This window comes from Vibrio coralliirubri, from assembly GCF_024347375.1.
GTDB classification, from domain to species: Bacteria; Pseudomonadota; Gammaproteobacteria; order Enterobacterales; family Vibrionaceae; genus Vibrio; species Vibrio coralliirubri.
The window spans coordinates 1,486,794-1,513,552 of record NZ_AP025471.1; the positions used below are offsets into that span (position 1 = coordinate 1,486,794).

Sequence of the window (26,759 nt, forward strand, 5' to 3'; positions counted from 1 at the left end):
GGATCTGATTAAGCGGATTGACCACCAAGCCTGAAATCAATTTTCAGGCTTTTTAATGGCTATTTTCTCTTCCCTTGCTCCACCAACTTTTCATTCCATGCCGTATTGCCGTCACGCTTAGTCACGTCATACTCTGAACAGAACTGAGAGATAGTCATGTTGTTGTCGCCAGTCGCCAATTTCAACGCCAACTGGACTTGTTGAAGTTTGCTTTGCAGACGCAGAATCTGACCAGCATTTGGGCTCTTCTCTTTGGCATACTTTAAGGCTGCATGCTTACGCTCGGCCGCGCCCGCTCGGCGATCTGCTTCTGATAACAGATACTTGAGTTGAGCAACACTCTTGCCTTTCTTGAAGGCAGGATCAAGCAACTCAACGCATTCATCAAACGATGGATCGATAACGTATGGGTCAACTTTATGAGCTTGTTGGCGCATCCACTCTAGTGCGAGTTTTTCATCTGACATAATTACATCTTTACCAAAGAAACAGCCCTATATGGTATCGCTCAATAGCAAACCGCTGCAATAACAAATTGAGTGACTTTGCGCCTTTTTGTACTGTGCCGATTAACGAACTTAACAGTCACAGCCCCAATAGTTGGCTTTAGCGCATCACAAACAGCTCTTCGTGGTAGTGCTTTTCAATATCAAATTGATAGGTGTCTAATTCTTTTTTCAATGATGTAGAGAACAACTCCGGCCCGCAGAAATACATCTCGTATTCGTTGAGGTCGCCACATTGATTGACAATTCTTCCGGCATTCAGTCGAGGTGAATGTAAGGTGTCTATCACGGTCAACTTCACACCAACCGCGTGTGCAAGGTGCCACAACTCATCGATTAATTGCTTATCAACACCGCGAGTACAATAAAACAACTCAATACGAGGATGCTCTCGTTCTGTTTTGAGCGCTTCAAGTGTTGCAAAAAACGACGCAATCCCGACGCCACCAGCAATCCAAATTTGTGGCTTGCTTAGGTCAAAATCAAGTCGACCATAGGGTCCTTCAACCGTAACCGCATCGCCCGCTTTCACTCGTTCATAAAGGCCATTAGTAAAATCACCCAACTCTTTGATCAAAAAGCGTAGCTCTGAATCTTCACTGCCAGAAACAATGGTAAACGGATGCGGGTCTTCATTACCGAAACGCAAGTACGCAAACTGCCCAGCGTTATGACCATGCCAAGATGCATCAGGTTTTAACACAAGCTCCATCACCTCAGCTTGTGGAAAATATCGAGTCGAAGCAATAGTCGCTGAGTTACGATTACGACGCCCTACCAAACCCAACAAACTGTAAATCGCTGCGATAGATCCAACCAAAGCAAATGCTACGGTTAGATAATAAATAGGCTCTCCCCAATACGCTCGTTTAAGCAGTATTACTGAGTGAAAAGCGATAAACAGGTACGCAACCGACATCAGACGGTGCGACAATTTAAACGGTTTGTACTTCACTGCCGCCCATAGTGACGCCACAAGTAAAATGAGTAATAAGTAGAAGCCCCATTCGCCAATACTCTGAGCAATACCTCGCAATTCATTGACCCATAACTCCCATCCTGTCAAAACAGCTTGCGGCCCTGAACCATCGTGTCGAACAGGCTTATCTAACACGCCAGACACCACCAATGACTTAGGAATTTGGTACCACAACCAGTGTGTCACACCCAGTGCAACACCACCGATACCGAGCCATTTATGGACTCGATATGCTTTATCCATACCTTTCAGCCAATTCTCAACCATAGGCAAACGCATCGCCAAGATCATGGTGATGGACATTAACATCAGAGACAAAATACCTGAGTACTGAATCATGGCTGAGCGCCATTCAAAGACATCGCTTGAAGCGAATAATTGCGGTTCCATCGCAAACCAAAAGGCTGACATTGTGGCAATCATTGCCCAAATGATATTGCGGACTGTTTTCATTTTTTAACACTCATAAAGACGACATCATTACTTTAGCTCCTGTGATGTAAAGGGACGTCAACGCGCGTAAATCTATGCAAAGGATCTCGTTCATTGTGCTGTAGCAGAGATAAAAGAGACAAACTGCCCACGGCCAAACTAAGCGCTCTTTGATCGATAAAAGCGGATTCTTCGTACATATAAGTCCGTTAGTGAGCATGCTCGAAGATAACAATAAATGATAAGAAGAGAAGATATGAAGGACATGACCCTTTCTAAACAAGATATCCAAACAATGGACCAGCGCCACCGCATTCGTTTGGTTAATTCTTTGTCTGGATTTAAAAGTGCCAACTTAATTGGCACTTGTGATAAGCAGGGGTTTGAAAACCTTGCGATAGTAAGCTCTGTCATTCACCTAGGGTCTGATCCGGCGCTGCTCGGTTTTATTGTTCGCCCAGATAAAAGCCGCCGTCATACACTAGAAAACATTCTAGAAACTAAGTACTTCACCGTTAACAGCATTGGTGCTGACTTTGTTAAAAAGGCCCATCAAACCTCGGCTCGCTACCCTAAACCAGTCTCAGAATTCAACGCGGTCGGTTTAACGGCCTATTATGACGACAAATTCCCTGCTCCCTTCGTCTTGGAGAGCAGTTTAAAGATAGGGTTAGCGTTCAAAGAACAGATCACAATCGAAAGCAATCAAACACAAATGTTGATCGGTGAGGTTATAACGATTCACGCCACCAAACGCGCCGTAATGCCGGATGGCTACCTTGATCTAGAAGCGTTGGATTTAGTCACGGTTTCGGGGCTTGATAGCTACCACGTAACTCAAAGACTGCACCGATTAAGCTATGCAAAACCACAACAGCCACTCTTTCCACTCACTCGTGAAGGTAACCCAACCTCATGGGAAGCGTTCGAACTCAATCTAGACTAATTTTGTTCGGTAATTTGCTATCAAAAGTGCTAACGTCCTTTAATTCCAAGAGATGCATCTCACACAGGTGCATCTCACTGAGCACCCCATTGATTCTTACGTCTGTTTCCAAGGACCCTTTTGAAGTTAACTCACTTTAAATACAAAACGCGCGAAGGCCCAGACTACCGACATGGCGATCAGGTGTCTTTTATGGACATCAAACAGACCTTCGGTATGGGCAGCATTCGTGTGGGTGCTTGGGTGACGAAAGAAGAAAAAGAGTTGGCTGCAAATCTGATATTCGACTCGTTAGCAGACTTGGCTTACATCTTGGCTCTGCCACCAGAGGCAATTGGCCTACGCGGTACATTAAGCTTAGCGTTTGGCAGTGGCGGCAGAAAAGGCGTGCAAGCACACTATGCCCCCAACCAGAGAGAATTAGCCCTCGCCAAGAACGCCGGAGCTGGCGCGCTCGCTCACGAGTTTTGGCATGCGTTTGACCACTATATCGCAGAGAAAGCGTTTGAGATTGGCGATACCTCTGGCCCTCGCAAGCAGATCCTGTTCGCCAGTGATTGTTGGTTGCACGATAGAAAAGTAAGACCTCATCCATTAAACGAGAGTTTGATGTCTCTGTTTGACGCCACACTGCTTAGCGACAATAACTTGGACAAACACGATTATGTGGCTCGCAGCGTTATTGCCGACAAGGCGATGTCTGCCCGTTACTTCTCACTACCTACAGAGATGATGGCGCGTGCTTTTGAGTCGGTGATTGAATCGTGTTCCGATATCAAGAACGCTTATCTGGTCGATGGCACAACCAAGCCTGATATGTACCCCGTGTATCCAGATATGGCGCATCGCAAAGAGATATACCAAGCACTACAAGGTTACTTCGCACCATTAGGCCGATCTTTGAGTAAATAGCATTTTGAGTCAGTAACACTCTTCAGATTTACAATGAATGACATGTACCATAAGTTGATCATGTGTAACCTCTGATATAACATGTACAACAAGCGGAACATGTAGAATAGTTAATTCATGAATGATTAACTATTCTGTGTATATAGAAAGATTAAACATATCCAAAAACAACAGGGTAAATAAGTGATGAATATTGTTTCTTTTACTGAGGCCAGAAATAGCCTTAAGTCTGTGCTCGATAGAGTGGTAGACGATTCTGATGTTACGGTAATAACCAGACGAGATTCAGAAGATGCAGTGGTCATGTCTCTTGATCATTTTAATTCAATGCAAGAAACCTTGTACCTAATGAGCTCGCCTAAAAACGCTGAAAGATTGGCTGAATCCATTGCTCAACTCGAAGCCGGAAATACAACCGTTCGAGAATTGAATAATGACGAATGATCGAAAAATTGTATTTACAGATAATGCTTGGGAAGATTACCTATACTGGCAAACCCAAGACAAGAAAACGCTCAAGAAACTAAATAAGTTGATTGAAGCCGCCAAAAGAACGCCCTTTGAAGGGATTGGAAAGCCGGAGCCACTAGTCGGCAACCTATCTGGCTTTTGGTCAAGACGAATCGATGACAAGAATCGATTAGTGTATAAAGCAGATGACGATAACTTTTACATAATTGCTTGTCGTCACCACTATTAAAAGCAGTAAGCAGCACATAGAAAGGGCAGTAATGATCAGTTGGCCATCTTTGGTAAAACTCGACGGTGACGATGAGCTTATTTACGTCGCGTCCGAACAAGATTTTCAGGCGGAATGCTCCGATATGATCTTGGGCGAAGATGATTACCTCATCGATTCAGAGGGCGACAGCTACTCGCTTCAATCAAACTCAAATCAATTGTCTCTAGCTAAACGAGCTGAGCAGTATTCAGTTGAAAACGTAACTAAGCTGATTCGAAATCACGAGTTCCAGAAAGCCGAAATGTGCCTGATGAAGATCCACTTCCTGACGATCGAAGAAGCAATTCAGTCTTTGGCGTTTGAGCCTCGTTAATATAGGTTATTAATTCAAAACCTAGATTTGAATCAGAACTTCCAAGCAGAACAAACAAAAACAGCGCCTCAATAGGCGCTGTTTTTCGTTTCTTATCTCGTTATCGCTAGTTTAACTAAGCGATGAAAAGTGAGATTACGCGACCAAAAGCTAGATTAAGCGATAAAAATCTGTGCTAGTGCGTAGCCTAAACAACATGCGCCTACTACACCGATTAAGCCAACCGACATAAATGAGTGGTTGAAGTACCACTTACCAATCTTGGTGGTGCCAGACACATCGAAGTTCACCGTTGCGATATCTGATGGGTAGTTCGGGATGAAGAAGTACCCGTAAACCGCTGGCATCAAGCCGATAAGCAGCGCTGGATCCAATCCTAAGCCAAGGCCAACCGGTAGCATCATACGTGCTGTTGCTGCTTGTGAGTTCACCACAACCGATACGATGAATAGTGCTAGTGCGAACGTCCACGGATAGTTGGTCACCATTTCCACGATACCAGATTTGAACTGAGGCATTGCGTATTGGAAGTAAGTATCCGACATCCATGCGATACCAAAGATAGCAATCGCTGCCACCATACCCGATTTGAATACCACGCCGTTTGGCACATCTCGCGGGTCAGTTTTAGTCGCCAGCAAGATGATACCGCCGAAGCAGAGCATCATCATTTGGATGATCACCGACATCTTGATTGGCTTGTCGCCGTCTACGATGGTTCTGATCTCAGGCACCATCGCCACGATAACAATCACGACAATTGAAAGTAGGAAAATCAAAACCGCATTACGAGCCGAAGTTGGCAGCACTTCATCCAAAGACGTCGCAGTGGTGCTTTCGATACGCTTTTTCCACTCAGGATCTTTTAGGCGTGCTTGATATTCAGGATCGTCATTCAGTTCTTTGCCGCGTTTCAAGCTGTACAAAGAAAGCAAAAACGTACCAAACAGCGTTGCAGGCACCGTCACCATCAAAATGGAAAGCAGTGTAATAGAGTGTTGAATATCAGAAAGCTGTGCGAGGTAATACACCACAGCCGCTGAAATTGGTGATGCCGTAATGGCTAGTTGAGACGCAACTGACGCCGCTGCCATTGGGCGTTCTGGACGGATACCATTTTTAAGCGCAACATCGCCAATGATCGGCATGATGGAGTAAACCGCGTGGCCAGTACCCAATAGGAAAGTCATCGAGTAAGTCACGAACGGAGCTATCAGGGTGACGCGTTTCGGATTCTTTCTTAGCACCCTTTCCGCCACTTGCAGCATGTATTTCAAACCACCTGCCGCTTCGAGAATCGAGGCACAAGTAACAACGGCGAGGATGATCAGCATTACGGTGACAGGTGGAGACGTTGGTGGCATCTTGAAGACAAACACCTCGATAACCAAACCAATACCCGAAACAACACCTAAGCCAATACCGCCATACCGAGACCCGATATAAAGGACGACTAATAAAAATAGAAACTCAAAATACAACATAAGCAACCCTGCTAAAAATGTGGACTAATGTTATTTTCTCCCTAAGTTCAGCCATTTACTTATTGCTTGGTCACACTATGATTGCAGGCTCCCGTTAATTGTTTTTTATAAGATTATGGTCACGCAAACCGACCTGTAAGTTTATGAAATGTAATAAGAAGCCAGACGTACAAGCTAGATTTGTTATGTGGAATAATCATAATTGTTTCTGTTAGATCTGGATGGCCTATAAAACATTAAGCTCATAACTGAACGGTATTATTCCAACCAAAATCAATCACATTTAACGTCATTCAGAAGCATATTGCCGAGCCGATTGGATATATTCTTACTGAACGTTGACTCGCCTATCACTAGACACTATGTCAAAATACCCGCCCTCACGACGACAACACAGAAAGAACCACGTATATGAATTTTCAAGCTGCTATTTTTGATATGGATGGACTGCTGCTCGACACCGAGCGACTTTGTATGCAGGTTTTTGAAGAAGCATGTCACGCGCAAGGTGTTCCGTTTTTGCAAGATGTCTATCTAGGCATCATTGGTTGTAACGCAAAAACCATCGAACAGATTTTTCGAAATGGTTACGGTGAAGGGTTAGATTACCCAGCGCTGAATAATGAATGGCGCACCCGCTACAGTGCAATTGTTAAAAACCAAGCAATCCCAGTAAAAGATGGCGTGATTGAGCTGCTTGAATGGCTAAAATCGAATGACATTCCAATCGCGGTGGCGACCTCCACTCAGCTTGATATCGCGAAGAAGAAGCTTGAGCTGGCTGGCCTAGATTCGTACTTCACCTCGTTAAGCACAGGCTGCGAAGTGACTCACGGCAAGCCTCACCCAGAGATCTACTTACTGGCGGCAGAACGCCTAGGTGTTGCGCCTGAAACCTGCCTAGCGTTTGAGGACTCAAACAACGGTATTCGTGCATCAATGGCAGCGAACATGATCAGCTTCCAAATTCCAGATTTGGTTGAACCTTGCGAAGAAGTAAAAGCGCTTGGCCACACGATCAGCCCATCGCTGCATCATGTGCTGGCGCAGCTGCAACAGGCCGCCGCTTAAAAGCCCATCACAGCAATTTAAGACCAATATTAAGCCGACTCAATGAGTCGGTTTTTTTGTGAGTATTCCTTTTATAAAAGATAAAAACTCGCGCTAGAAACTGTTACAGTCGATGTGAAACGATGGAAATCGAGAAGCGATATTGATAATGGAGAAAGAAACGCGTGATTGAAAAACTTGAAAGCCAACTGCTTGATTTTGCACAACAAGAAATGACACAAGATGCGGCGCATGATATCAGCCACATCAAGCGCGTCGTTAAAACCGCTAAGGCTTTATGTGTTCAAGAACAGGCTAAGCTTGAAGTCGTTCTGCCTGCCGCTTATCTTCATGACTGCTTCACCTTTCCCAAGAATCACCCAGACAGAGCCAAAAGCTCACAAATGGCAGCAGACAAGGCGATCTCTTTCCTCAAATCTATCGAGTATCCTGCGCCCTATCTCGACGAGATCCATCATGCGATTGTCACGCACAGTTACAGCGCTAACATCACACCAGAAACCTTGGAAGCTCAAATCGTCCAAGATGCTGATCGCCTAGATTCTCTCGGTGCAATTGGTATTGCTCGCTGCCTATACGTTGGTCAAAGCTTCGATGCCGAACTCTATAACCACGAAGACCCGTTCGCCAAGCAGCGTGATTTGGATGACAAGCATTACAGTGTCGACCACTTCTACGTAAAGCTATTCAAGCTAGCTGAAACCATGAATACAGAATCCGCCAAGTTAGAAGCCAACAAGCGCACCGACTACATGCGTGTTTTTCTTGAGCAGTTGGGCTCGGAAGTTTAACGGCTTAGAAAAAAGAAACACGCGATAAGGGAGAGAGAAGGATATGGAAATAAACCGCTTTAAAGCATCCGACGCTGAAGAGGTCGTCACTTGGTTTACATCTTTAGAAGACTACGTTTTATGGGGTGGGCGAACATTTGGTTGGCCGTTAAAAGCAGCCTCCATCATCGAAAGATCTCTAGAACCCCATGTCGAGCTCTATACCTTCTCTGCATCTAAGTCATACTCTGAATCGAACGCCGATTCAAACGCCAACTCAAACGCCAGGGACTTGCTTGGCTTTATGGAATTTCAACGCATGTCAGACAATGAACTTCGCTTTTGCCGAGTTGCGATTCACCCAAACCAACGAGGCAAAGGGCTGGGGCAATCCATGATAGAAAGTGCATTAGACGCTGCGAAACAAATCCCTGATGTCACCACCATCACCTTAGCCGTATTCAAGCAAAACCATGGCGCAAAACGCTGCTACGACAAAGCGGGCTTTCAAGTGGTCGACAAAGAGCCGAGCGTGAAAGAGTTCAATGGTAAAATATGGCCCTTGTATCAAATGGAATTAAAGCTCTGCTAGCTTGTTTTGATCAACAGACTGGTTTTAATTGCTAGATTCAACCCCATATCATTAAGCATTGGCTACACAGATGTAATTTGGAACCTCCAATGACCCAAGAAAAATTCGACACTATTTATCAACGTGCGGCTCACCGTAAAGGCGGAGCAGCAGAACTCGAAAAGATTGTTCGTGCGCCCGTTTCACAAGCTGAGCTATCACAAATCACCGACGATCGTTGGTTGGCAGCCTTTACTGAAAAGGTATTCCAATGTGGTATTTCATGGAATGTGGTGAGAAAGAAGTGGCCGCAATTTGAAGAAGTGTTCTTTGAATTCAATATCGAAAAAATGCTGATGCTGCCGAACGAGATGTGGGAGCAGAAAGCGCAAGACCCGCGCATTATTCGCCACCTTACTAAGGTGATGACTATCCCTGCCAATGCCACCATGATTCATAATGCCAAGCGTGAAGCGGATTCATTCTCACAAATGGTTGCCGACTGGCCATCAGAACGTATCACTGAACTTTGGGATTATCTGAAAAAACACGGCAAGCGATTAGGTGGTAACACTGGCGCTTACACCTTACGTCAAATGGGTAAAGACACTTTTATCTTGTCGTCGGACGTTGAAGCGCACCTACGCAGTACCGATGTGGTCGATAGCGGTCGTAACACCAAGCGAGCACAAGTCGCGGCGAATAAGGCTTTCAACGAATGGCAGCAGCAATCAGGTCGTAGCCTGAGCGAAATCAGCCAGATCGTAGCGTACAGCTGTGGCGACAACCGCGTCTAGTTTTAGGGCGAATGGCTTAAAGCTCAAGATTGCACACAGTTCCCTGCAAACTAAATGTTATAAGTCATTAACAAATAAGCGTGCATCGCACTTTCATCCAGTGGCATTGTATAGATAAATGTATACAATATAGAGTAATACTCATGAATTATTCTCGACCAACCCAACTCGACTAAACAAGGGTCCTTATCTCTATGACAGTTCTCAAAAACTCTGTCTCCAAAGGTGTAAAAACGAAAGTAACAGGCCAGACTCAAGACGATGTTGTTTACTGCCATATCTTCGACGCGATACTAGAACAAAGGCTGCCACCAGCCACCAAATTAAGCGAAGAAGCACTAGCAGAAATCTTTGGCGTTAGCCGTACTATTATCCGCCGTGCCTTGCTGCGCCTCTCCTTAGAACAAGTTGTGGTGATCCGTCCTAACCGAGGTGCTGTGATTGCAGCCCCAACAGTAGACGAAGCCAAGCAGATATTTAAAGCACGTGAAGTGATGGAAATTGCTATCACTGAGCTAGCGGTTAAGAACGCAACCAAAACCCAAATCGACGAGTGTAGAAAACTGGTCGCTAAAGAGAACTGCGCCTTTGACCAAGGTGACTATGGTTCTGGCTTACGTTTGTCTGGTGAGTTCCACATCAAACTGGCTGAAATGGCTGAGAACGCGCCACTGCTGGCTTTCCAACGCAGCTTGGTATCGCAAACCTCTCTGCTTATTGCCCAGTACGAAACCGGTAGCCACTCGAACTGCTCTTTGGATGAGCATGAAGGATTGCTGGATGCGATAGAGTCTGGCGATGAAGAGCAAGCCGTTGACCTAATGCGAGAGCATTTAAGCCACATTCGCTCCAAGCTCAACCTAGACAGCAACACAGCTTCGAGCGACCTGCATGTGGTGTTCTCAGATCTGCTCAAGAGCAAGTCATAATCCTGCTAACTAGATAGCCAAATCTTTTGTTAACAACTTTTTGTTAACAAAACAGAAGAGAAGTAAGCCTCAGCGTTTACTTCTCTTTTTTATGCGTAAAATCCTTTTCCATCGTTAGAAAATCACCACTACCTCCCCTGTTCGCCTTGTTATTACTTGCCTGAATGAGGCTATAGAGTTGAATAACACCGATGCGCTCACCTCCTTAAACTCCTACAATTTTTGTATACATAGATAAAAACACATTCACACCATTAAACTTACCAAGATCCCATCAACTCTTTATAAAACAAACAAATAGATAACAAAATAAATTGTATACAATTCACCCTAACACCTCATTGTTGCATTTTTGTAAATAAATAGTTGACCACAGGGTCAGGATGGATAATTATTGACCTAGAAGTCAAAAAGAATACACATGGAAATATGTCGATATACAAGGAGGTCTCTTGATTACTTTTTTGCTCAATCAGGAAATAAGATGTGAAGACAATCTGTCACCTAACATGACAGTGCTCAACTACCTTCGTACCAAGGTTAATAAAACCGGTACAAAAGAAGGTTGTGGGTCGGGTGACTGTGGCGCATGTACGGTAGTTCTGGGTGAGGTGGTTGATGGACAACTGCAATACCGCTCAGTGAACTCTTGCCTTACGTTCGTTTCAGCGCTGCATGGCAAACAACTGATCACGGTAGAAGATCTGCAAAATCGAGATCGCTCATTGCACCCAGTCCAGAAGGCAGTAGTTGATTTTCACGGTTCACAGTGTGGTTACTGCACGCCCGGCTTCATCATGTCGATGTTTGCCCTAGGCAAAAACAAACCCGATGCGAGCAAAGAAGACGTCATGGAATCACTGGCGGGTAACCTATGTCGCTGTACGGGCTACCGACCAATTGTTGATGCCGCGATGTCGCTTTCAACAGACCAACCTTTGATCGACCAGTTCGCTGAGCTCGAACGCAACACCATCAAGAAGCTAGAAAGTATTCAAGACACCGAGGCCAACTTACGCCTTGGTCACCTCACCGCTTTTTCCCCGAAAAGCACTGATGAGCTGGCCAAGCTTTTTCAAGCCCACCCGAACGCTAAGCTGGTTGCTGGCGGTACGGATTTAGCACTGGAAGTGACGCAATTCCATCGTGAGATTGAAACGCTGATCAGCGTAAACCTTGTTGAAGACATGAAGGTATGTGAAGAGACCGACACCGATTTAATCATTGGCGCTAACCTGCCTATCAGTGACTCTTACGCGCTACTGAAAAAACACTACCCCGATTTTGGTGAACTGCTGCATCGCTTTGCTTCACTGCAAGTACGTAACCAAGGCACCATCGGCGGTAACGTGGCGAATGCCTCGCCTATCGGTGACACTCCTCCTCTGCTGATTGCCCTGAACGCGAAGATCAAACTGCGCTGTGGTGATGAGTCACGTACCATGCCGATCGAAGATTACTTCATCAGCTACAAGGTGACGGCTCAAAAAGAGAGTGAATTCATTGAGCAGATCATCATTCCTAAGCCAACTAACGACAGCTTCCGAGCTTACAAACTGTCTAAACGTTTAGATGATGATATCTCTGCAGTGTGTGGTGCATTCGATATTCAAATCGAAGACGGCAAGGTTTCTTACGCTCGTATCGCCTTTGGCGGTATGGCAGCAACGCCTAAGCGAGCGGCGCGTTGTGAAAACACGTTATTAGGCAAACCGTGGACAGACGCTAATATTAAGTTAGCGATGCAGGAACTGTATAACGACTTTGAACCGCTATCTGATTTCCGTGCAAGCCAAGAATACCGTTCATTGTCGGCGGCCAACATGCTGCGTCGTTACTTCATTGAACAACAGAACAAAAACAACCAAATCGAAACAAGGGTAACGTCTTATGTCTAAATCACACGAGCATGCGATGACCCACGAAGAGATGGTTACCATTGCAAAACAAGACCTAAAAACTGGCGTAGGTAAAAGCGTTAAACACGACAGTGCAGCCAAGCAAGTAACGGGCGAAGCGGTGTACATTGATGACCGCCTAGAGTTCCCAAATCAGCTGCACGTATACGCACGCCTGAGCACTCAAGCACACGCCAACATCACCAAAATAGATTTATCACCGTGTTACGAATTTGAAGGCGTGGCAATTGCCATTCAAGCGAAAGACGTACCGGGTGAACTGGATATTGGTGCAATTCTTCCGGGTGACCCACTGCTTGCCGATGGCAAAGTAGAATACTACGGCCAACCCGTGATTGCTGTGGCAGCTAACGATTTAGAAACGGCACGCAAAGCCGCACATGCAGCCATTATTGAATACGAAGAGCTGCCAGCAATTCTTGATGTAAAAGAAGCGCTAGAGAAAGAGCACTTCGTCACAGAGAGCCACACTCAACAACGTGGTGACTCGAAAGCAGCACTAGCAAAAGCAAAACACGTGATCTCTGGTGACCTAGAGATCGGCGGCCAAGAGCACTTCTACCTAGAAACTCAAATCAGTAGCGTGATGCCAACCGAAGACGGCGGCATGATCGTGTACACCTCGACCCAAAACCCGACCGAAGTTCAAAAACTGGTTGCGGAAGTGATTGGCGTACCGATGCACAAAGTCGTGATTGATATGCGTCGTATGGGCGGTGGTTTCGGAGGTAAAGAGACTCAAGCAGCCTCTCCAGCGTGTATGGCTGCGGTTATTGCTCACCTTACAGGCCGACCTACCAAAATGCGTCTGCTGCGCAGTGAAGACATGCAGCAAACCGGTAAACGCCACCCGTTCTACAACCAATACACCGTCGGTTTTGACGACAATGGTGTGATTCAAGGTGCCGACATTACCGTGGCAGGTAACTGTGGCTACTCACCAGACTTATCAAGTTCTATTGTCGACCGCGCAATGTTCCACTCAGACAACGCCTATTATCTAGGTGATGCAACTGTGGTTGGTCATCGATGCAAAACCAATACAGCATCGAACACCGCTTACCGTGGCTTTGGTGGCCCGCAAGGCATGATGACGATTGAACACATCATGGACGAGATTGCGCGTTACCTAAAAAAAGATCCTTTGGAAGTACGTAAGGCGAACTACTACGGCGAAGAAGGCCGTAACGTGACCCATTACTACCAAACCGTTGAAGACAACTTTTTACCTGAGATAACCGAACAGCTTGAACGCAGCAGTGACTATCACGCACGTCGTAAAGACATCGCTGAGTTCAACAAACAGAGCCCTATCTTGAAGAAAGGCCTTGCGATCACACCAGTGAAATTCGGCATCTCGTTTACTGCGACTTTCTTGAACCAAGCAGGTGCGCTCATCCATATCTACACCGATGGCAGTATTCATTTGAATCACGGTGGTACGGAAATGGGGCAAGGCTTGAACATCAAAGTGGCGCAAATCGTTGCACAGGAGTTCCAAGTCGATGTCGAACGTATCCAGATCACCGCTACAAACACAGACAAAGTTCCGAACACATCACCAACCGCAGCCTCATCGGGCGCCGACCTCAACGGTAAGGCCGCGCAAAACGCCGCAATAACCATTAAGCAACGCCTGATCGACTTCGCTTCTTCGCACTTCAAAGTGTGGCCTGAAGAAGTGGTGTTTAAGAATGGCATGGTGCAGATCCGCGATGAGATAATGACCTTCAACTCGTTTGTTGAACTGGCTTGGTTTAACCAAATCTCGCTATCGAGCACTGGTTTCTACCGCACGCCGAAGATCTACTACGATCACGAGAAAGCACGCGGTCGCCCGTTCTACTACTACGCGTATGGTGCCTCTTGTTCAGAAGTTATCATCGATACCCTAACCGGCGAAAACAAGATTCTACGTGTCGATATTTTGCATGACGTGGGGGCTTCACTGAACCCTGCGATTGATATCGGCCAAGTCGAAGGTGGCTTTGTGCAAGGTGTCGGTTGGTTAACAACGGAAGAGTTGGTTTGGAACAAGCAAGGCCGCTTGATGACCAATGGCCCGGCAAGCTACAAGATCCCAGCGATTGCCGATATGCCAATTGATTTCAGAACGCACCTTTTGGAAAACCGCAGCAACCCAGAAGACACAGTATTCAACTCGAAAGCCGTGGGTGAGCCCCCTTTCATGTTGGGTATGTCGGTATGGAGCGCACTGAAAGACGCAATCAGCTATGTCGCCGTTAACGGCGCGATTCCTAAGCTCAACACACCTGCAACGCCAGAACGTATTCTGATGGCGATTCAGGAAGTCACTGAAACGGCTCCGACATCGGTCGATGCTCAATCAGAAACGGCTTAGAGCTTATATCGTTCGTTTAGCTTAGGAAGCATAAAAAGGGATTTAGGAGGACGTATGTTTAAGGATAATTGGATTCACGAACTGGCAAAACTGGAAGAGAACTACGAACCGTGTGTGATGGTGACGGTGCTCGAAGACAGAGGCTCCGTTCCACGCGATGCGGGTACCAAAATGCTTGTCACTCGTGACCGAATCATCGCTACGATTGGTGGTGGTCACCTTGAACATGTGGCCACTAAAATGGCTCGCGAGATGCTGATTGCCAGCGAAAAATCACTCAAAGTAGAACGCTTCAACCTAGGCGCTCGTCTAGGCCAATGTTGTGGCGGAATGGCGACGTTAAGCTTTGAGCCGATTGGCACTCAGCAGAATCACCTTGTGTTGTTTGGCGCAGGACACGTAGCCAAAGCGCTACTGCACATTGTCGCGACTCTGCCCTTCCGTGTGACCTGGATTGATGAACGTGAAGAAGTGTTCCCTGAAACGCTGCCACACGGTGTTAAAAAGCTTGTTTCAGATGATCCGGTTGGCGAAGTGAAACACATGCCACCAAACAGCTACTACCTTGTGATGACCCACAACCACCAGCTCGATTTTGACCTAACCAAAGCCATAATCGACCGTGAAGACAGCCGTTACTTCGGCATGATCGGCTCGCTTACCAAGCGCAAGAAGTTCGACTTCCGCTTAGAGCAACGCGGCTACAGCCAAGAGCAAATTGAAACCATGATTTGTCCGATTGGCATTAGTGCAGTCAATGGCAAACACCCTGCCGAAATTGCGGTATCGGTTGCGGGTGAACTGATCGCACACTATCAAGGCCAAGCCCTTGAACAAAAGCGCCCAACCAAACAATATCGAAATCAGGATTTGACCGATCAACACAGTCAACCAAGCGACGTAGGCGAACCACCATTGGAAGAGAAGATCGCCTAACACAAGTCGCAAAGCTTTAGCGGCCATAACGTCGCTGAAGTCATTAAAAGGAAGTAAACATGACAACGCAACGCAAAGCTTATCGCGCCAGTATTTTACACAGCGTCGCCGACCCAAAAGACGTCGGTATCGATGAGTCTTACGACTATTTTGAAGACGGTGTTTTAGTGGTTGAGAACGGCCATGTCGTCGACTTAGGCCATGCCGATGAGGTATTGGCTCGCCAACCTAAAACACTCGAAGTAAAAGAATACAAAGACAAACTGATCACCTCTGGCTTTATTGATACGCACATCCACTACCCTCAAACAGGGATGATCGCGTCTTACGGTGAGCAACTTCTTGATTGGCTAGAGAACTACACCTTTCCAGAAGAAAAGCGCTTCAAAAACCCAGTCTACGCACACAAAGTGGCGAAGCTATTCCTAGACGAACTGGCAAGCAACGGCACCACTACGGCACTGGTTTTTGGCACGGTACACAAAGAGTCGGTCAACGTATTCTTTGAAGAAGCTGAGAAGCGTAACCTACGCATGATCGCAGGTAAGGTATTGATGGATCGCAACGCGCCTGATTACCTCACCGACACACCAGAATCTGGCTATGCAGACTCCAAGGAACTGATTGAGAAATGGCATAACCGCAGTCGTTTGCTTTACGCGGTGACACCTCGTTTTGCGCCAACCAGTACTCCAGAGCAACTTGCTACTGTCGGTAAACTGCTAGAAGAATATCCAGACGTGTACATGCACACTCACCTTTCTGAAAACGAGAAAGAGATCGAGTGGGTGAAATCGCTGTTCCCAGAGCGCGACAGTTACCTAGATGTCTATGACCATTACGGACTACTTCATAAGCGTTCGGTATTTGCTCATGGTATTCACCTTTCTGATTGTGAGTGTAAGCGCCTAGCGGATACCGAATCTGCCATCGCCTTTTGCCCAACTTCGAACTTGTTCTTAGGCTCGGGTTTGTTCCGATTACCTGAGATGGAAGAACACGGCATTCGTGTCGGCGTCGGTACTGATGTTGGCGCAGGTACCAGCTTCTCGATTCTGCAAACCATGAGTGAAGCGTACAAGATCATGCAGCTACAACATAAGAAGCTGCACCCAGCCAAATCGCTGTTCTTAGCAACACTTGGCGGTGCACGTTCACTGCATCTAGAAGACCAGATTGGTAACTTGGAAGTGGGTAAAGAGGCGGATTTCGTGGTATTAGATCTACACGCAACTCAACTAATGCGGTTTAGAATGGAACAAGCTACCAAGCTCGAAGAGAAGCTGTTTGTACTGATGAGTTTAGGTGACGACAGAACCGTTAGCGAGACTTACATCTATGGTGAAAAGGCCTACGACGTAAACTTCAAAGATTACAAGAAGCTCGTTAGTTAGGCTTAAAACCGAGTAACAATCGCTAGACAGCGACAAGCCGTCGTTAATTAAAAATCCGTCCAGATTTATCTAGCCTTTAAAGACCAGTTGCTGATGCCACTGGTCTTTTTTGTGCTTCATTCAAAGAAATATAAATTAACCGCTCACAGACAACGATCTTCGGTGACGCCAAGTCATTATATTGATAGGTTAATGTTTATACATTTCGACTTCATACTTCACTTTAGCGTCTCTTTAAAACATTCGTTTATCAGCTAAATGGAAGCACAAAATCTAGAAAGGAATTCTATGTTCGAACAGGTCGTCAGCATTCTGTTTCCCGTTTTTGCCTTAGCCAGTGCTGGCTTTGCGGTCGGTCGTTGGCTCAAGCCCGATTTCAAACCGATCAATCGCATCAACATGGATGTGTGTATTCCTGCGCTAGTGTTTGCATCGCTGACCACCATGCCGCTCGACACAGAACAACTGCCACTCATCACCGCCTCTTTGGTCGCGGTGTTGGTGCCCGCTTTATTGATGATACCAATCTGCAAGATCTTTAAACTCAATTTCAAAGCTTGGGCTCCGCCACACATGTTCCGCAACAGTGGCAACCTGGCGATTCCCCTATTCACGTATACCTTTGGTGAGAGCGCATTAGCCCCTGCAGTACTGCTGTTTGTGGTGTCAGCTTGCGTGCACATTAGTGTTGGCTTAGCGCTGTTGAGTGAAGGTAATCCGATCAAACAGATCCTCAAAATGCCGATATTCTTAGCCGCAGCATTAGCGATGACGCTAAACCTATCTGGCATTGCAGTTTGGAATCCAATCTACGAAGCCACATCGCTACTCGGCCAAGCTGCCGTGCCTATCATGCTGTTGTCGCTAGGTTCGCAAATGGTCAACTTGAAGCTGAGTGGGCTCAAAGTTGGCTTGCTGTGTACGGCTCAATCTCTGTTCACAGGGGCCATCGCCTTTGCCATCATCTACTTCTTTATTCCGCTGCCTACGCTGCACTTACAAATGATGGTGCTGTTCACCATGCTGCCACCTGCAGTGATGAACTACCTGTTCGCAGAAAGGTTCAATGTCGAGCCGCCTAAAGTCGCGTCTATGGTGTTATTCGGCAACTTCCTGAGCGTGGTGACTTTGCCGATCTTGTTGTCATTCGCGCTGTCTATGTCGAACTAATTATTTGCGCATTTATCCAGTTTAAGCTCTGCCGTCACTTTAGTAAGGCGCAGAGCTATTGCGAAACAGACTAAGTAAGGACTCACATACCAGAAGAGGCTTTCTAATGGCTGCTTCACCTGCGCTTCTCTGGTTTTTATGTATTGGTTTTTCTGCTTCTCATACTGACTCAACATACCATCCACCCACACGGCATCGCTTTCAACCAGCGACACGCTCGGCGCAGGAACCGTAAAATCCGATGCGTTGGGTAACAAGGTAAAATCGACATCTTTGAACGTGATCGCCGTATTCAAATACCACAAACACGCTTCGTGGTGCTGAGCGTGATTATCTAAAGAAGGCTGACCGGTGCAGGTATCACTTCTTAATTTATCCAAAGAAAACTGCTGAACCGATTCTAAAATCGCCACCGCTCTAGTTTGTTCGGTTTCAACCCAATCACCCGCTACTTTCGCTCGAATCTCAGACACTGCACCCAGCATCCCGATACCCGCCAAGAACGGCCATAGATAATCCATAAGCTTCCATTTGCGTCGGCTCAAGTTGAACCCACACCAAATCGGAAGATGAAAAAGGAGCGTTAGCCCAAGCGATAGCAAAACGAAATTCAAGGAGCTAGAGAGCATGAGTTCGCTATCAAAGAAGTTCTTCATAATGAGAGACTTGCCTGTATAACAAAGAGAAATTTGATACTAAATTCGATATTTGAAAGGAGTGTAAGGGGAAAGTAAAAACAGCACTAAAAGTTAGAGTTTGGATGAATAATATCCAATTGAAACTTGTCGTTATTTCAAAGCCAACACATGCTCGATAAAAACCGACTTCTTTTCACGGTACTCTTCTTGCGACCAACCTTCACAAGCCATTTTGAGGGCATTGTATTGCTGAACTAGTGCCGGATTCGCACGTAGCTTGTCACGAAACCTTAGAAAGCATTCGAACTCAGAACCATTGGCGACCACTTGCAAGGCCACATCATGAGCGGATGTAGATTCCAACATACACAGTTCCGGTGTTCTTAAGGTATCGAGTTTCTCATTGAAGCCGAGTGTTGTGAGTCTCCCTATAACATCCTCAAGTTCGCCAAGTTCCACTCCAACGAAGATATCTAGATCGCCCTTAGACACGGCAAAAGGAATAGAAGATGCGCCTATGTGCTCAACTCTCACATTAGGGACTAGCTTTTTGATGTCACGTTCGTATCGGACAAACAGCTCGTTGCAAGCCACTTGGTATTGTTCCGCGGGGTAAAATTTCATATATCCTTACTCCGAATCACAAGCTATTGAACACACCAATTGCTAACAACAGCAACACGATGCTAATAGCTCCGATATAAGAGATTCTGGTTCGCTCTTTTTCCGTTGGAATCAATGGGGGGAAGCGCCCTAATGTGAATACTTTACAGACTATCCAGCCAGCTCCGTAACCAATGAACTCAATCAAGATCGACTGAAACAGATACCTAAAGAATGAGCTCAACGCCCTAAAATACGCGACTATTAAGTCTTCCATTTTTGTCCTAACTAAAGTCAATTTGGACTAAAAATGCCATGGGTAGAGATTCATATCAAGAACCTTATACAGGACTGCGCACGCAATGAATCAATTTAAACGTAAGTACTTACTATCGACATGCAATGATTCACAGAGTCTTCTTTCTCACCAACTGGCGCAACATAGTGGATTGCAGCTTCGGCATGTGCTTGGCCTGCGAGCTTACAGATAACCCATGCAGCTAAGTATTTGGACGACAAACAGCCACCCGCTGTAGCAATGTTACCTTCCGCATAAAACGGCTGATCCAACACAGTCACGCCGGATTCTATTACCCATGGTTTCGTTGTTAAATCAGTACAGGCTGGAACCTGATTCAGCAATCCCAACACCGACATTAACAAAGTCCCTGAGCATTGACCGCCAATCAATTGTGTTTGTGGGTTAAGGCTTAACCTCGAGAGTAATTTATCATCTTGGGCGATATCGCGGGTCAACATGCCACTTCCAAACAATACCGCATCAGCAGTATTGGCAAACTCCAAAGGTTGCTGAGATTGGATTGTGACTCCATTCATTGAAGTCACTGATTCTGTAGGGCTAGTAATCTGCACATTCCAGTCAAACTCTTTCATTCGATTCAAAATACCCGCTGCGATGAAAGAATCTAGCTCGTTGAATCCATCAAATGTTAGTATGGCAATATCCATATTTACCCTTATCTCTTTGAATAAACGAAATTTCAGTTCAAGTATTATATGTACACTAACCCTGAACTGAACATACTAGCCTAAGAGATTACCATCAGGCAGTCGCTTTCTTACGCCTATTGCGATAACTTTTCAAAGCGCCAGTCAACCAATTCTTCTGATGTAAATTATTCACAAACCATTCAATGAATGCTTCTGAGTATCTATGTCGTCCATCTAACTCATAATGGTAATTTGAACATTTGGCGTTCTGAGTTTTGTTTTTCTTAACAACCGCTTGAAAGGAGTGGCTTGTAATATTTACATACTCTTGTCTTGCGTTGATTTCTTCAATGGCCGTTTTCTGGTGATACGGATGAGTGATATCTGGGCCTTTGGTCTCTCGAATGATGATTGCTTTCTCACCGCCGTCACTCAGGGAGAGCGATAAATCACTTTCTGACGATTTTTTAGTCAATGCCAATTTGTAATCTATAGATATAGAAAATTCATCTGAATCACACTCTTTCGCAATTTCAGTAAATTTCGTCAAAAAACTTTTAACTTGGCAAGCGGTAAGCTCTCCATAAGTTTCTTTAATTACCGCGGTTTCAGGCTCAAATCCATCAACAATAAGACTAAGCAAACCCACACTTTGACCAGCTAGTGGGCTATTACCCATTAGTAATTTATACCGTTTTTGATAGTTAAGAACCGTTGCTTGAAATAAACGCGATAGTTGAGGTTGTAATTCTGGAATTAAAAGATGAATAGCCTGATCACGCAAATCTATTAAGGTTTCCAAATTCTTAAATACATTGTCAGAAGGGTCCATTAGCTTAGACATAGCTTCACGAATGCTAATGCTAAAGTCACCATCTTTAAAAATGCTTGATGCTCCGTCTCTTTTAGCCAATTCCGATTTCAACATAAGCTCCCAAGCGTTCACCATCATAATCGTAAATGCTTCTACACGATTACCGTAGGCCGGTTATAGACCTCCAAAGCTAAAGTAAAAGCATCATGACTTCTTTTAATGAGCTGATTTGAGAACACTTCATCGGGTGACTTTCCTTGAGTATTTTGACTCTGAGACATCAATAAGAAAAACTGGTCATTTGATAGTTGCGTGATACCGCTACATTTCCAAAGTGAGCGACTTACTTTAGTAACATACTTACCTTTTAATTTTTCATTAAAATACTTATTCACCGAGTTAACACTGTAGCCAACAGATTCAGCAACTTCTCTTGCAGTAAATTCGGATCCATTTTCTTCAAGCGTTCGGAGTTCATCCAGTAACTGAAGAAGCATACCTTTTCTAACCATCTCTATTTTCCCTTCGGAAAGCACATGTTCACAATGACTTATGTTTATTTCTAATCACAACATAGCTTTTGATATAGCCAAACTGTTGTTAAAACACTTTAATTCACATATGCATATAGAGTCACCAACTGAATGATAAATCTGCATTTCCTTTGTCCAAAAACAAAAAGCCCCGGTTATAAGAACCGGGGAAACAGGGTGGGATGAGTTTGGCGCGTGCCCGTAAACCAAACTCTCCCCAAGCCTCACCTAAGACTCATGCTCTTAGGTAAAGGATTCACATCATTATTGAAGCGTAGCGCCTTGCTCTACCCAAGTACCGATCAGTGCGCGTTCTTCGTCGGTCATTTGAGTCATGTTGCCGAGCGGCATCACCTTGGTTGTTACGGTTTGAGCAACAATCCTTGGGACGTTGGCTTTAATCTCTTCTGGGGTATCAAACATCACACCACCAGGTGCAGCAGCAAAAGCAGCATGGCTCGGGGTTGATGAGTGACACACAGAACAGCGCTCTTGAATGACTTTGTTGATAGTTTCAAAGCTGACGCCTGCGCTAGCAGTTTGCATTGCGTGGTCTGCTGGTGCGGCCTGAGAACTAGTCGTTGAAGCGGTGTCGTTTGCAGCAAGCTCTTCTGTCGCTGATTCAGTCGCGCTGACTTGCACTTCTTGAACCACTGGTGCTTGCACAACCGGAGTCATCTGTTTTTTCGCATAAGGTGAGGTAACAAACGCAAGCGTGATCATACCCAGTGCTGCTACTGGTATTGTCCATGCAAACTTCTGGCTACCGTGGCGGGTGTTGAAGTAGTGACGTACCAAGATACTGAAGATCGCTAAACCAGCAAGGATCAACCAGTTGTATTCCGAGCCGTAAGTGCTTGGGAAGTGGTTACTGATCATGATGAACAGCACTGGCAGTGTCATGTAGTTGTTGTGACGAGAACGCAGTAGGCCTTTCGCTGGCAGTGCCGGATCTGGTTCGCGCTTCTCTTCAATTGCTTTCACCAAGTTGCGCTGTGCAGGCATGATAACGCGGAATACGTTACCCACCATGATGGTACCAATGATCGCGCCAACGTGGATGTAGGCACCACGACCACTGAACACTTGGGTCAGGCCGTACGTCGCAGCGACGAGCAGCACAAACAACACAACACCAAGCAACACGGGTGTTTTACCTAATGGTGAGTCACACAGTAGGTCGTAGATAAACCAACCGGCAACGAATGAACCAATACCAATCGCGATTGCGGTTGTTGAATCAAGGCCAGAGCCCGGTGCAATCAGGTAAATCTCAGCGTTGAGGTAGTAAACTACACCCAGTAGACACACACCGGTGATCCACGTGAAGTAAGCTTCCCATTTGAACCAGTGCAGGTGCTCTGGCATCTCTGGTGGCGCAAGTTTGTACTTCTCTAGGTGATAAATACCACCGCCGTGAATTGCCCATAGGTCGCCTGAGAGGCCCGTTTTAGGGTTAACTCGGTTAAGGTTGTTCTCTAACCAAACAAAGTAAAATGATGCGCCTATCCACGCAACACCAACAATCATGTGAGCCCAGCGTATTGCTAAGTTCAACCATTCTGTAATATGCGGATCCATAATAAACTCCTGTATCACAACGCTTTAGCTAAGCGTTGCTCTTCCTTATTGTCGTCCGTTGGCAAGTCGTCCAAATGCAATGCCACGCGATCGCTGTCGAAATAAACTTCGTCACAGTTGTGCCCTTCGCCGCCTCTATCGACGATCAAGAACTGGTCTTGATCGGTGAGGGCGAGAACTGGGTGATGCCACACCCCTTTGTGATAGTTCACTCCTTGACGACCGTTGCTCAAGAAAGCTCGGCTATTGGCTAATGTTGGATCGTCGCCTTTTGGCGCAACAACAATTAAATAGGGTTGACCAAGTAATGGAATGAATGCCTGAGAGCCAAGTGGATGACGCTCTAACATTTTGATGGTCAGTGGGTAGCTCAACGGTGTGGCTTGGAAGATGCTGATGATGGCTTCTCCGTCTTGGTCTTGCACATCCGTTGTCGCTAGCTTGTGGTATCGACGTGTTGATCCACTGTTGATCATGAAGAAATCACTATTATCGGACTCGATAACATCGCCAAACTCTGCAAAAGCCTGCTTGGTTAACGGCTCGATGGATAAACGACGTATTCCATTACTCATACTCATTTCCTTACCTATTTCGCTTTCGTACCAAACAGACGCAAACGGCTGATACCACCATCTGGGAATATGTTTGCACGTACGTGAGTAATCGCACCAAGGTCGTTTACCTCAGAAATGAATTCGTGAATCTCGTGCGCTTGCAGCTTTTGTGCTGGCAACAGTTCACGCCAGAATAGGCTTTGTGTTTCTACTTGGTCGTCGGTACCGCCTTTCACGTAAGCCGCTTGAATTGAGCAGCTGTCTGGGTAGTTACCTTTGAAATGGGCTGTATCAACAACGATGCGTTCGATGTTGCCTGGGTGGCCTAGTGCCACGATAACCCAGTCGTTACCCGGTGTACGACGACGTGCTGTTTCCCAGCCATCACCCATGTTTTCACCGCGGCCAGGACCTAAGATGTTGGCTTTGTTGCCGTAGTGCTCGTCGCTACATGCGAGTGCTCGGCCACCGTGTTCAACCGATGCTAGGTCGACTTGTTGCTGAGAATCTATTGCGTCCCAATCCACACTTGGTCGGCCATAAACACGTAGGCGTGCGACACCGCCGTCTGGGTAGATGTTCAAACGTAGGTGCGTAAATACTTGGTCACTTTCGATTGCTTCAAGATGATGATGATCACCTTGTAGTGCCATTGAAGGCAGAATTTCTTGCCACTCTGTTAAGTCAGTTGGCTCACCTTGTGGTGAATAACACGCGTCAATTGATGCCGAAGGTGGGAAGTTACCTGTGAAGAATGAGGTATCAATATCAACGCCAGCAATGGTGCCAGCTAGGCCAAGGCGAACGACACAGTAGTCGTAACCTTCACCACGTTTACGTCTGCTTTCCCAACCGTCCATCCACTTACCGTTGTCGTCGTATAAGTCGTCTTTCCACTCTGGCGCTGCGTGGCTGAGAAGACGGCTTTTATCTGCGAAAAAATCGTCTGTTGCGAAGGTAGCTTCTGCGCCGAGTTTTTCGTCTGCAAGGTTTATGTATTGTTCAAATGTTTGGGTCATGTCCGTGTAATCCTATCCAATTAATCAAGTAATAATAAAATGAGAACTCAGTGGCTTATTCGCTTAAAAGCGTGCTCTTAGCGCACTAAGACTGGGCTGAGATAGCTGTTAACTCCGTTAACTTACATATCCCAGAGACGAAACATCGCGATCTTGTTGATCTCTTGAATCGCCGTAGCAAACTCAGTTTCACTATCATTTCCTAATCGCATCTCGAACGACTCAAGAATTTGGTAACGATTGGCTCCCTTCACCGCCATGATAAAAGGGAAATTGAAGCGACTTTTGTAGCTGTTGTTGTAAGAAGTGAATTTTTCAAATTCTTCGGCGCTGCACTGGTCAATGCCCGCCCCCGCTTGTTCTTTGGTCGACGACTCGGTGAGTTCGCCGTTTACTGCTGCTCGACCGGCTAAATCCGGGTGAGCATTGATCAAAGCCAACTGTTTGCCTTGGTCTGCACTTAACAAGGTTGATGCCATTTTCAGATGAAGATTCTCGATATGATCGTCTTCGGCATTCAAACCTTGGTCATACACCACTTCTGCAACCCATGGGCTGTGCTCGTAAACATCAGCGAAGTGAGCGACAAAGGTATCGCGGTCCATGGTTGTTGGTTGGCATGATCGAAATTCAGTCACGTTAAGCCTCCTTGCTTCACTGCTACTTCTGTTGTTGATGAACGTTGTTCGGTTGATAAGGGTGATGTTGGTGCCAGTGGTTGGCAATATCGATTCGACGACATAGCCACACACTGTCGTGCTCTTTGACGTAATCTAAGAAGCGTCTTAATGCAGCAATACGACCGGGGCGACCAATCAGACGACAATGCAACCCAACCGACATCATTTTCGGTGCGGTTTCGCCTTCCATATAAAGGGTGTCAAACGTGTCTTTCAGATATTGGAAGAATTGCTCACCAGAGTTAAAACCTTGCGCGGTTGAAAAACGCATGTCGTTTACATCGAGTGTGTAAGGGATCACTAGCTGAGGATGACCGGTTTCGGTATGCCAATAAGGCAGGTCATCATCATAGGCATCGGAGTCGTAAAGAAAACCGCCTTCTTCTGCTACCAAGCGACGCGTATTCGGCCCAGTTCGACCCGTATACCAACCTTGGGGGCGTTGACCCGTCACTTGTTGTATGATCTCAATCGCTTTGGTCATGTGGTCGCGCTCTTCTGACTCATCAATGTATTGATAGTCTATCCAGCGATAACCGTGGCTACAGATTTCGTGCCCCGCTTCGACCATGGCTTTGGCAACATCTGGGTGACGCTCAATCGCCATTGCAACCGCAAAGACGGTCAGTGGGATTTCATATTCATCGAACAAGCGAAGAACACGCCATACACCCGCACGGCTGCCATATTCATAAATGGATTCCATGCTCATGTGACGTTCGCCTTTGATCGGCTGTGCTGACGGGATCTCTGAAAGAAAGGCTTCAGACTCGTCGTCTCCATGTAACAAACAACGCTCACCGCCCTCTTCATAGTTCAATACAAAAGAAACCGCGACGCGCGCATTACCTGGCCATTGAGGGTTTGGAGGGTTAGCTCCGTAACCGATCAAATTTCTTGAATAATCCTTATTCATCCAAGTACTCCTAACATAAGTGGTTGGCTTAGCCGCTCTTTCACTGGTTCATCAAAATGAATCAGTGAATGGATTTTCCAAAAACTGAGCAACCTTACCCCTGTACATTTATTGTATACAATTATTTATCTCAATGTAAAGATTTTGTTATTTAAGTTAATTTTTCTTATTTAAACCATTTAAAAACAATACCTTAACAATGCAACCCTCGGCCAAAAACCAATAACTCACATC

General features: G+C 45.9%; 29 protein-coding genes. 15 read left to right on the forward strand and 14 right to left on the reverse strand.

Going from position 1 to position 26,759, the window contains the following annotated elements:
* Positions 1–59: 59 nt before the first annotated feature.
* The gene (locus tag OCV20_RS23370) at positions 60–467 is read right to left on the reverse strand and encodes a hypothetical protein (RefSeq protein WP_017061620.1); all 408 of its coding nucleotides are present in this window, start codon (positions 465–467) and stop codon (positions 60–62) included.
* Between the two features lie 139 nt (positions 468–606).
* Positions 607–1,938: a ferredoxin reductase family protein gene (locus OCV20_RS23375; protein WP_086774490.1), complete on the reverse strand. Its 1,332-nt coding sequence runs from the start codon at positions 1,936–1,938 to the stop codon at positions 607–609.
* Positions 1,939–2,173: 235 nt separating this feature from the next.
* Here OCV20_RS23375 and OCV20_RS23380 point away from each other — a divergent pair, with 235 nt between their 5' ends.
* From OCV20_RS23380 to OCV20_RS23400, 5 genes are all read left to right on the forward strand, one after another.
* Positions 2,174–2,863, forward strand: a complete 690-nt coding sequence (locus OCV20_RS23380; protein WP_086774491.1) for a flavin reductase family protein — start codon at positions 2,174–2,176, stop codon at positions 2,861–2,863.
* 120 nt (positions 2,864–2,983) lie between these two features.
* A complete protein-coding gene (locus OCV20_RS23385; RefSeq protein ID WP_086774492.1) occupies positions 2,984–3,775 on the forward strand; it encodes a CLCA_X family protein in 792 nt (263 codons plus the stop codon).
* A 186-nt stretch (positions 3,776–3,961) separates the two neighbouring features.
* Positions 3,962–4,219 carry a type II toxin-antitoxin system Phd/YefM family antitoxin gene (locus OCV20_RS23390; RefSeq protein ID WP_017061616.1) on the forward strand — a complete coding sequence of 86 codons (258 nt, stop codon included), beginning with the start codon at positions 3,962–3,964 and terminating at the stop codon, positions 4,217–4,219.
* Positions 4,209–4,475: a Txe/YoeB family addiction module toxin gene (locus tag OCV20_RS23395; RefSeq protein WP_017069754.1), complete on the forward strand. Its 267-nt coding sequence runs from the start codon at positions 4,209–4,211 to the stop codon at positions 4,473–4,475. The genes OCV20_RS23390 and OCV20_RS23395 overlap by 11 nt, the downstream gene beginning before the upstream one ends.
* A gap of 31 nt (positions 4,476–4,506) precedes the next feature.
* Positions 4,507–4,830, forward strand: coding sequence for a DUF4144 domain-containing protein (locus OCV20_RS23400; RefSeq protein ID WP_086774493.1), 324 nt, complete (start codon positions 4,507–4,509; stop codon positions 4,828–4,830).
* A gap of 155 nt (positions 4,831–4,985) precedes the next feature.
* Here the strand turns inward: OCV20_RS23400 and OCV20_RS23405 are convergent, their stop codons facing one another.
* Positions 4,986–6,314 (reverse strand): anaerobic C4-dicarboxylate transporter, encoded by a 1,329-nt coding sequence (locus OCV20_RS23405; protein WP_010432780.1) that lies wholly within the window; start codon positions 6,312–6,314, stop codon positions 4,986–4,988.
* Positions 6,315–6,725: 411 nt separating this feature from the next.
* Between OCV20_RS23405 and OCV20_RS23410 the strand changes: the two genes are divergently transcribed.
* The 10 genes from OCV20_RS23410 (at position 6,726) to OCV20_RS23455 (ending at position 18,233) form a co-directional block, all read left to right on the forward strand.
* Entirely contained in the window at positions 6,726–7,385 is a 660-nt protein-coding gene (locus OCV20_RS23410; RefSeq protein ID WP_010432777.1) for an HAD family hydrolase, read from the forward strand.
* A gap of 164 nt (positions 7,386–7,549) precedes the next feature.
* Complete coding sequence (locus OCV20_RS23415) at positions 7,550–8,176, forward strand: HD domain-containing protein (protein WP_086774494.1); 627 nt, start codon at positions 7,550–7,552, stop codon at positions 8,174–8,176.
* A 43-nt stretch (positions 8,177–8,219) separates the two neighbouring features.
* Positions 8,220–8,747 carry a GNAT family N-acetyltransferase gene (locus OCV20_RS23420; RefSeq protein ID WP_086774495.1) on the forward strand — a complete coding sequence of 176 codons (528 nt, stop codon included), beginning with the start codon at positions 8,220–8,222 and terminating at the stop codon, positions 8,745–8,747.
* Between the two features lie 89 nt (positions 8,748–8,836).
* Entirely contained in the window at positions 8,837–9,523 is a 687-nt protein-coding gene (locus OCV20_RS23425; protein WP_086774496.1) for a DNA-3-methyladenine glycosylase I, read from the forward strand.
* Positions 9,524–9,717: 194 nt separating this feature from the next.
* Entirely contained in the window at positions 9,718–10,452 is a 735-nt protein-coding gene (locus OCV20_RS23430; RefSeq protein WP_050645885.1) for a GntR family transcriptional regulator, read from the forward strand.
* Positions 10,453–10,961: 509 nt separating this feature from the next.
* A complete protein-coding gene (gene xdhA / locus OCV20_RS23435) occupies positions 10,962–12,350 on the forward strand; it encodes a xanthine dehydrogenase small subunit (protein ID WP_229634943.1) in 1,389 nt (462 codons plus the stop codon).
* Positions 12,343–14,733 carry a xanthine dehydrogenase molybdopterin binding subunit gene (gene xdhB / locus OCV20_RS23440; protein WP_086774498.1) on the forward strand — a complete coding sequence of 797 codons (2,391 nt, stop codon included), beginning with the start codon at positions 12,343–12,345 and terminating at the stop codon, positions 14,731–14,733. The genes xdhA and xdhB overlap by 8 nt, the downstream gene beginning before the upstream one ends.
* Before the next feature lie 54 nt (positions 14,734–14,787).
* Complete coding sequence (xdhC, locus tag OCV20_RS23445) at positions 14,788–15,669, forward strand: xanthine dehydrogenase accessory protein XdhC (RefSeq protein WP_017630713.1); 882 nt, start codon at positions 14,788–14,790, stop codon at positions 15,667–15,669.
* A gap of 59 nt (positions 15,670–15,728) precedes the next feature.
* Positions 15,729–17,063 carry a guanine deaminase gene (gene guaD / locus OCV20_RS23450; RefSeq protein WP_086774499.1) on the forward strand — a complete coding sequence of 445 codons (1,335 nt, stop codon included), beginning with the start codon at positions 15,729–15,731 and terminating at the stop codon, positions 17,061–17,063.
* Between the two features lie 288 nt (positions 17,064–17,351).
* The gene (locus OCV20_RS23455; RefSeq protein WP_048613709.1) at positions 17,352–18,233 is read left to right on the forward strand and encodes an AEC family transporter; all 882 of its coding nucleotides are present in this window, start codon (positions 17,352–17,354) and stop codon (positions 18,231–18,233) included.
* Here OCV20_RS23455 and OCV20_RS23460 read toward each other — a convergent pair.
* The 11 genes from OCV20_RS23460 to puuE all read right to left on the reverse strand — a co-directional run bounded on the left by OCV20_RS23460 (position 18,230) and on the right by puuE (position 26,525).
* On the reverse strand, positions 18,230–18,754 hold the full coding sequence (locus tag OCV20_RS23460) for a hypothetical protein (RefSeq protein ID WP_048613707.1): 525 nt from the start codon (positions 18,752–18,754) through the stop codon (positions 18,230–18,232). The genes OCV20_RS23455 and OCV20_RS23460 overlap by 4 nt on opposite strands.
* A 267-nt stretch (positions 18,755–19,021) precedes the next feature.
* A complete protein-coding gene (locus tag OCV20_RS23465) occupies positions 19,022–19,495 on the reverse strand; it encodes a GrpB family protein (protein WP_086774500.1) in 474 nt (157 codons plus the stop codon).
* A gap of 16 nt (positions 19,496–19,511) precedes the next feature.
* Entirely contained in the window at positions 19,512–19,751 is a 240-nt protein-coding gene (locus tag OCV20_RS23470; protein WP_017086627.1) for a hypothetical protein, read from the reverse strand.
* Between the two features lie 95 nt (positions 19,752–19,846).
* Complete coding sequence (locus tag OCV20_RS23475) at positions 19,847–20,443, reverse strand: DJ-1/PfpI family protein (RefSeq protein WP_086774501.1); 597 nt, start codon at positions 20,441–20,443, stop codon at positions 19,847–19,849.
* Between the two features lie 94 nt (positions 20,444–20,537).
* Positions 20,538–21,353, reverse strand: a complete 816-nt coding sequence (locus tag OCV20_RS23480; protein ID WP_238382775.1) for a DUF3644 domain-containing protein — start codon at positions 21,351–21,353, stop codon at positions 20,538–20,540.
* 38 nt (positions 21,354–21,391) lie between these two features.
* Positions 21,392–21,751 (reverse strand): hypothetical protein, encoded by a 360-nt coding sequence (locus OCV20_RS23485; RefSeq protein WP_238382777.1) that lies wholly within the window; start codon positions 21,749–21,751, stop codon positions 21,392–21,394.
* A 285-nt stretch (positions 21,752–22,036) separates the two neighbouring features.
* A complete protein-coding gene (locus tag OCV20_RS23490) occupies positions 22,037–23,353 on the reverse strand; it encodes a urate hydroxylase PuuD (RefSeq protein ID WP_061037654.1) in 1,317 nt (438 codons plus the stop codon).
* Between the two features lie 14 nt (positions 23,354–23,367).
* Positions 23,368–23,928 (reverse strand): ureidoglycolate lyase, encoded by a 561-nt coding sequence (locus tag OCV20_RS23495; RefSeq protein WP_004732859.1) that lies wholly within the window; start codon positions 23,926–23,928, stop codon positions 23,368–23,370.
* 14 nt (positions 23,929–23,942) lie between these two features.
* Positions 23,943–24,929 carry an allantoicase gene (alc, locus tag OCV20_RS23500; protein ID WP_086774502.1) on the reverse strand — a complete coding sequence of 329 codons (987 nt, stop codon included), beginning with the start codon at positions 24,927–24,929 and terminating at the stop codon, positions 23,943–23,945.
* Positions 24,930–25,051: 122 nt separating this feature from the next.
* On the reverse strand, positions 25,052–25,567 hold the full coding sequence (uraD, locus tag OCV20_RS23505; RefSeq protein ID WP_048613965.1) for a 2-oxo-4-hydroxy-4-carboxy-5-ureidoimidazoline decarboxylase: 516 nt from the start codon (positions 25,565–25,567) through the stop codon (positions 25,052–25,054).
* 22 nt (positions 25,568–25,589) lie between these two features.
* The gene (gene puuE, locus OCV20_RS23510; protein WP_048611817.1) at positions 25,590–26,525 is read right to left on the reverse strand and encodes an allantoinase PuuE; all 936 of its coding nucleotides are present in this window, start codon (positions 26,523–26,525) and stop codon (positions 25,590–25,592) included.
* Positions 26,526–26,759: the final 234 nt, after the last annotated feature.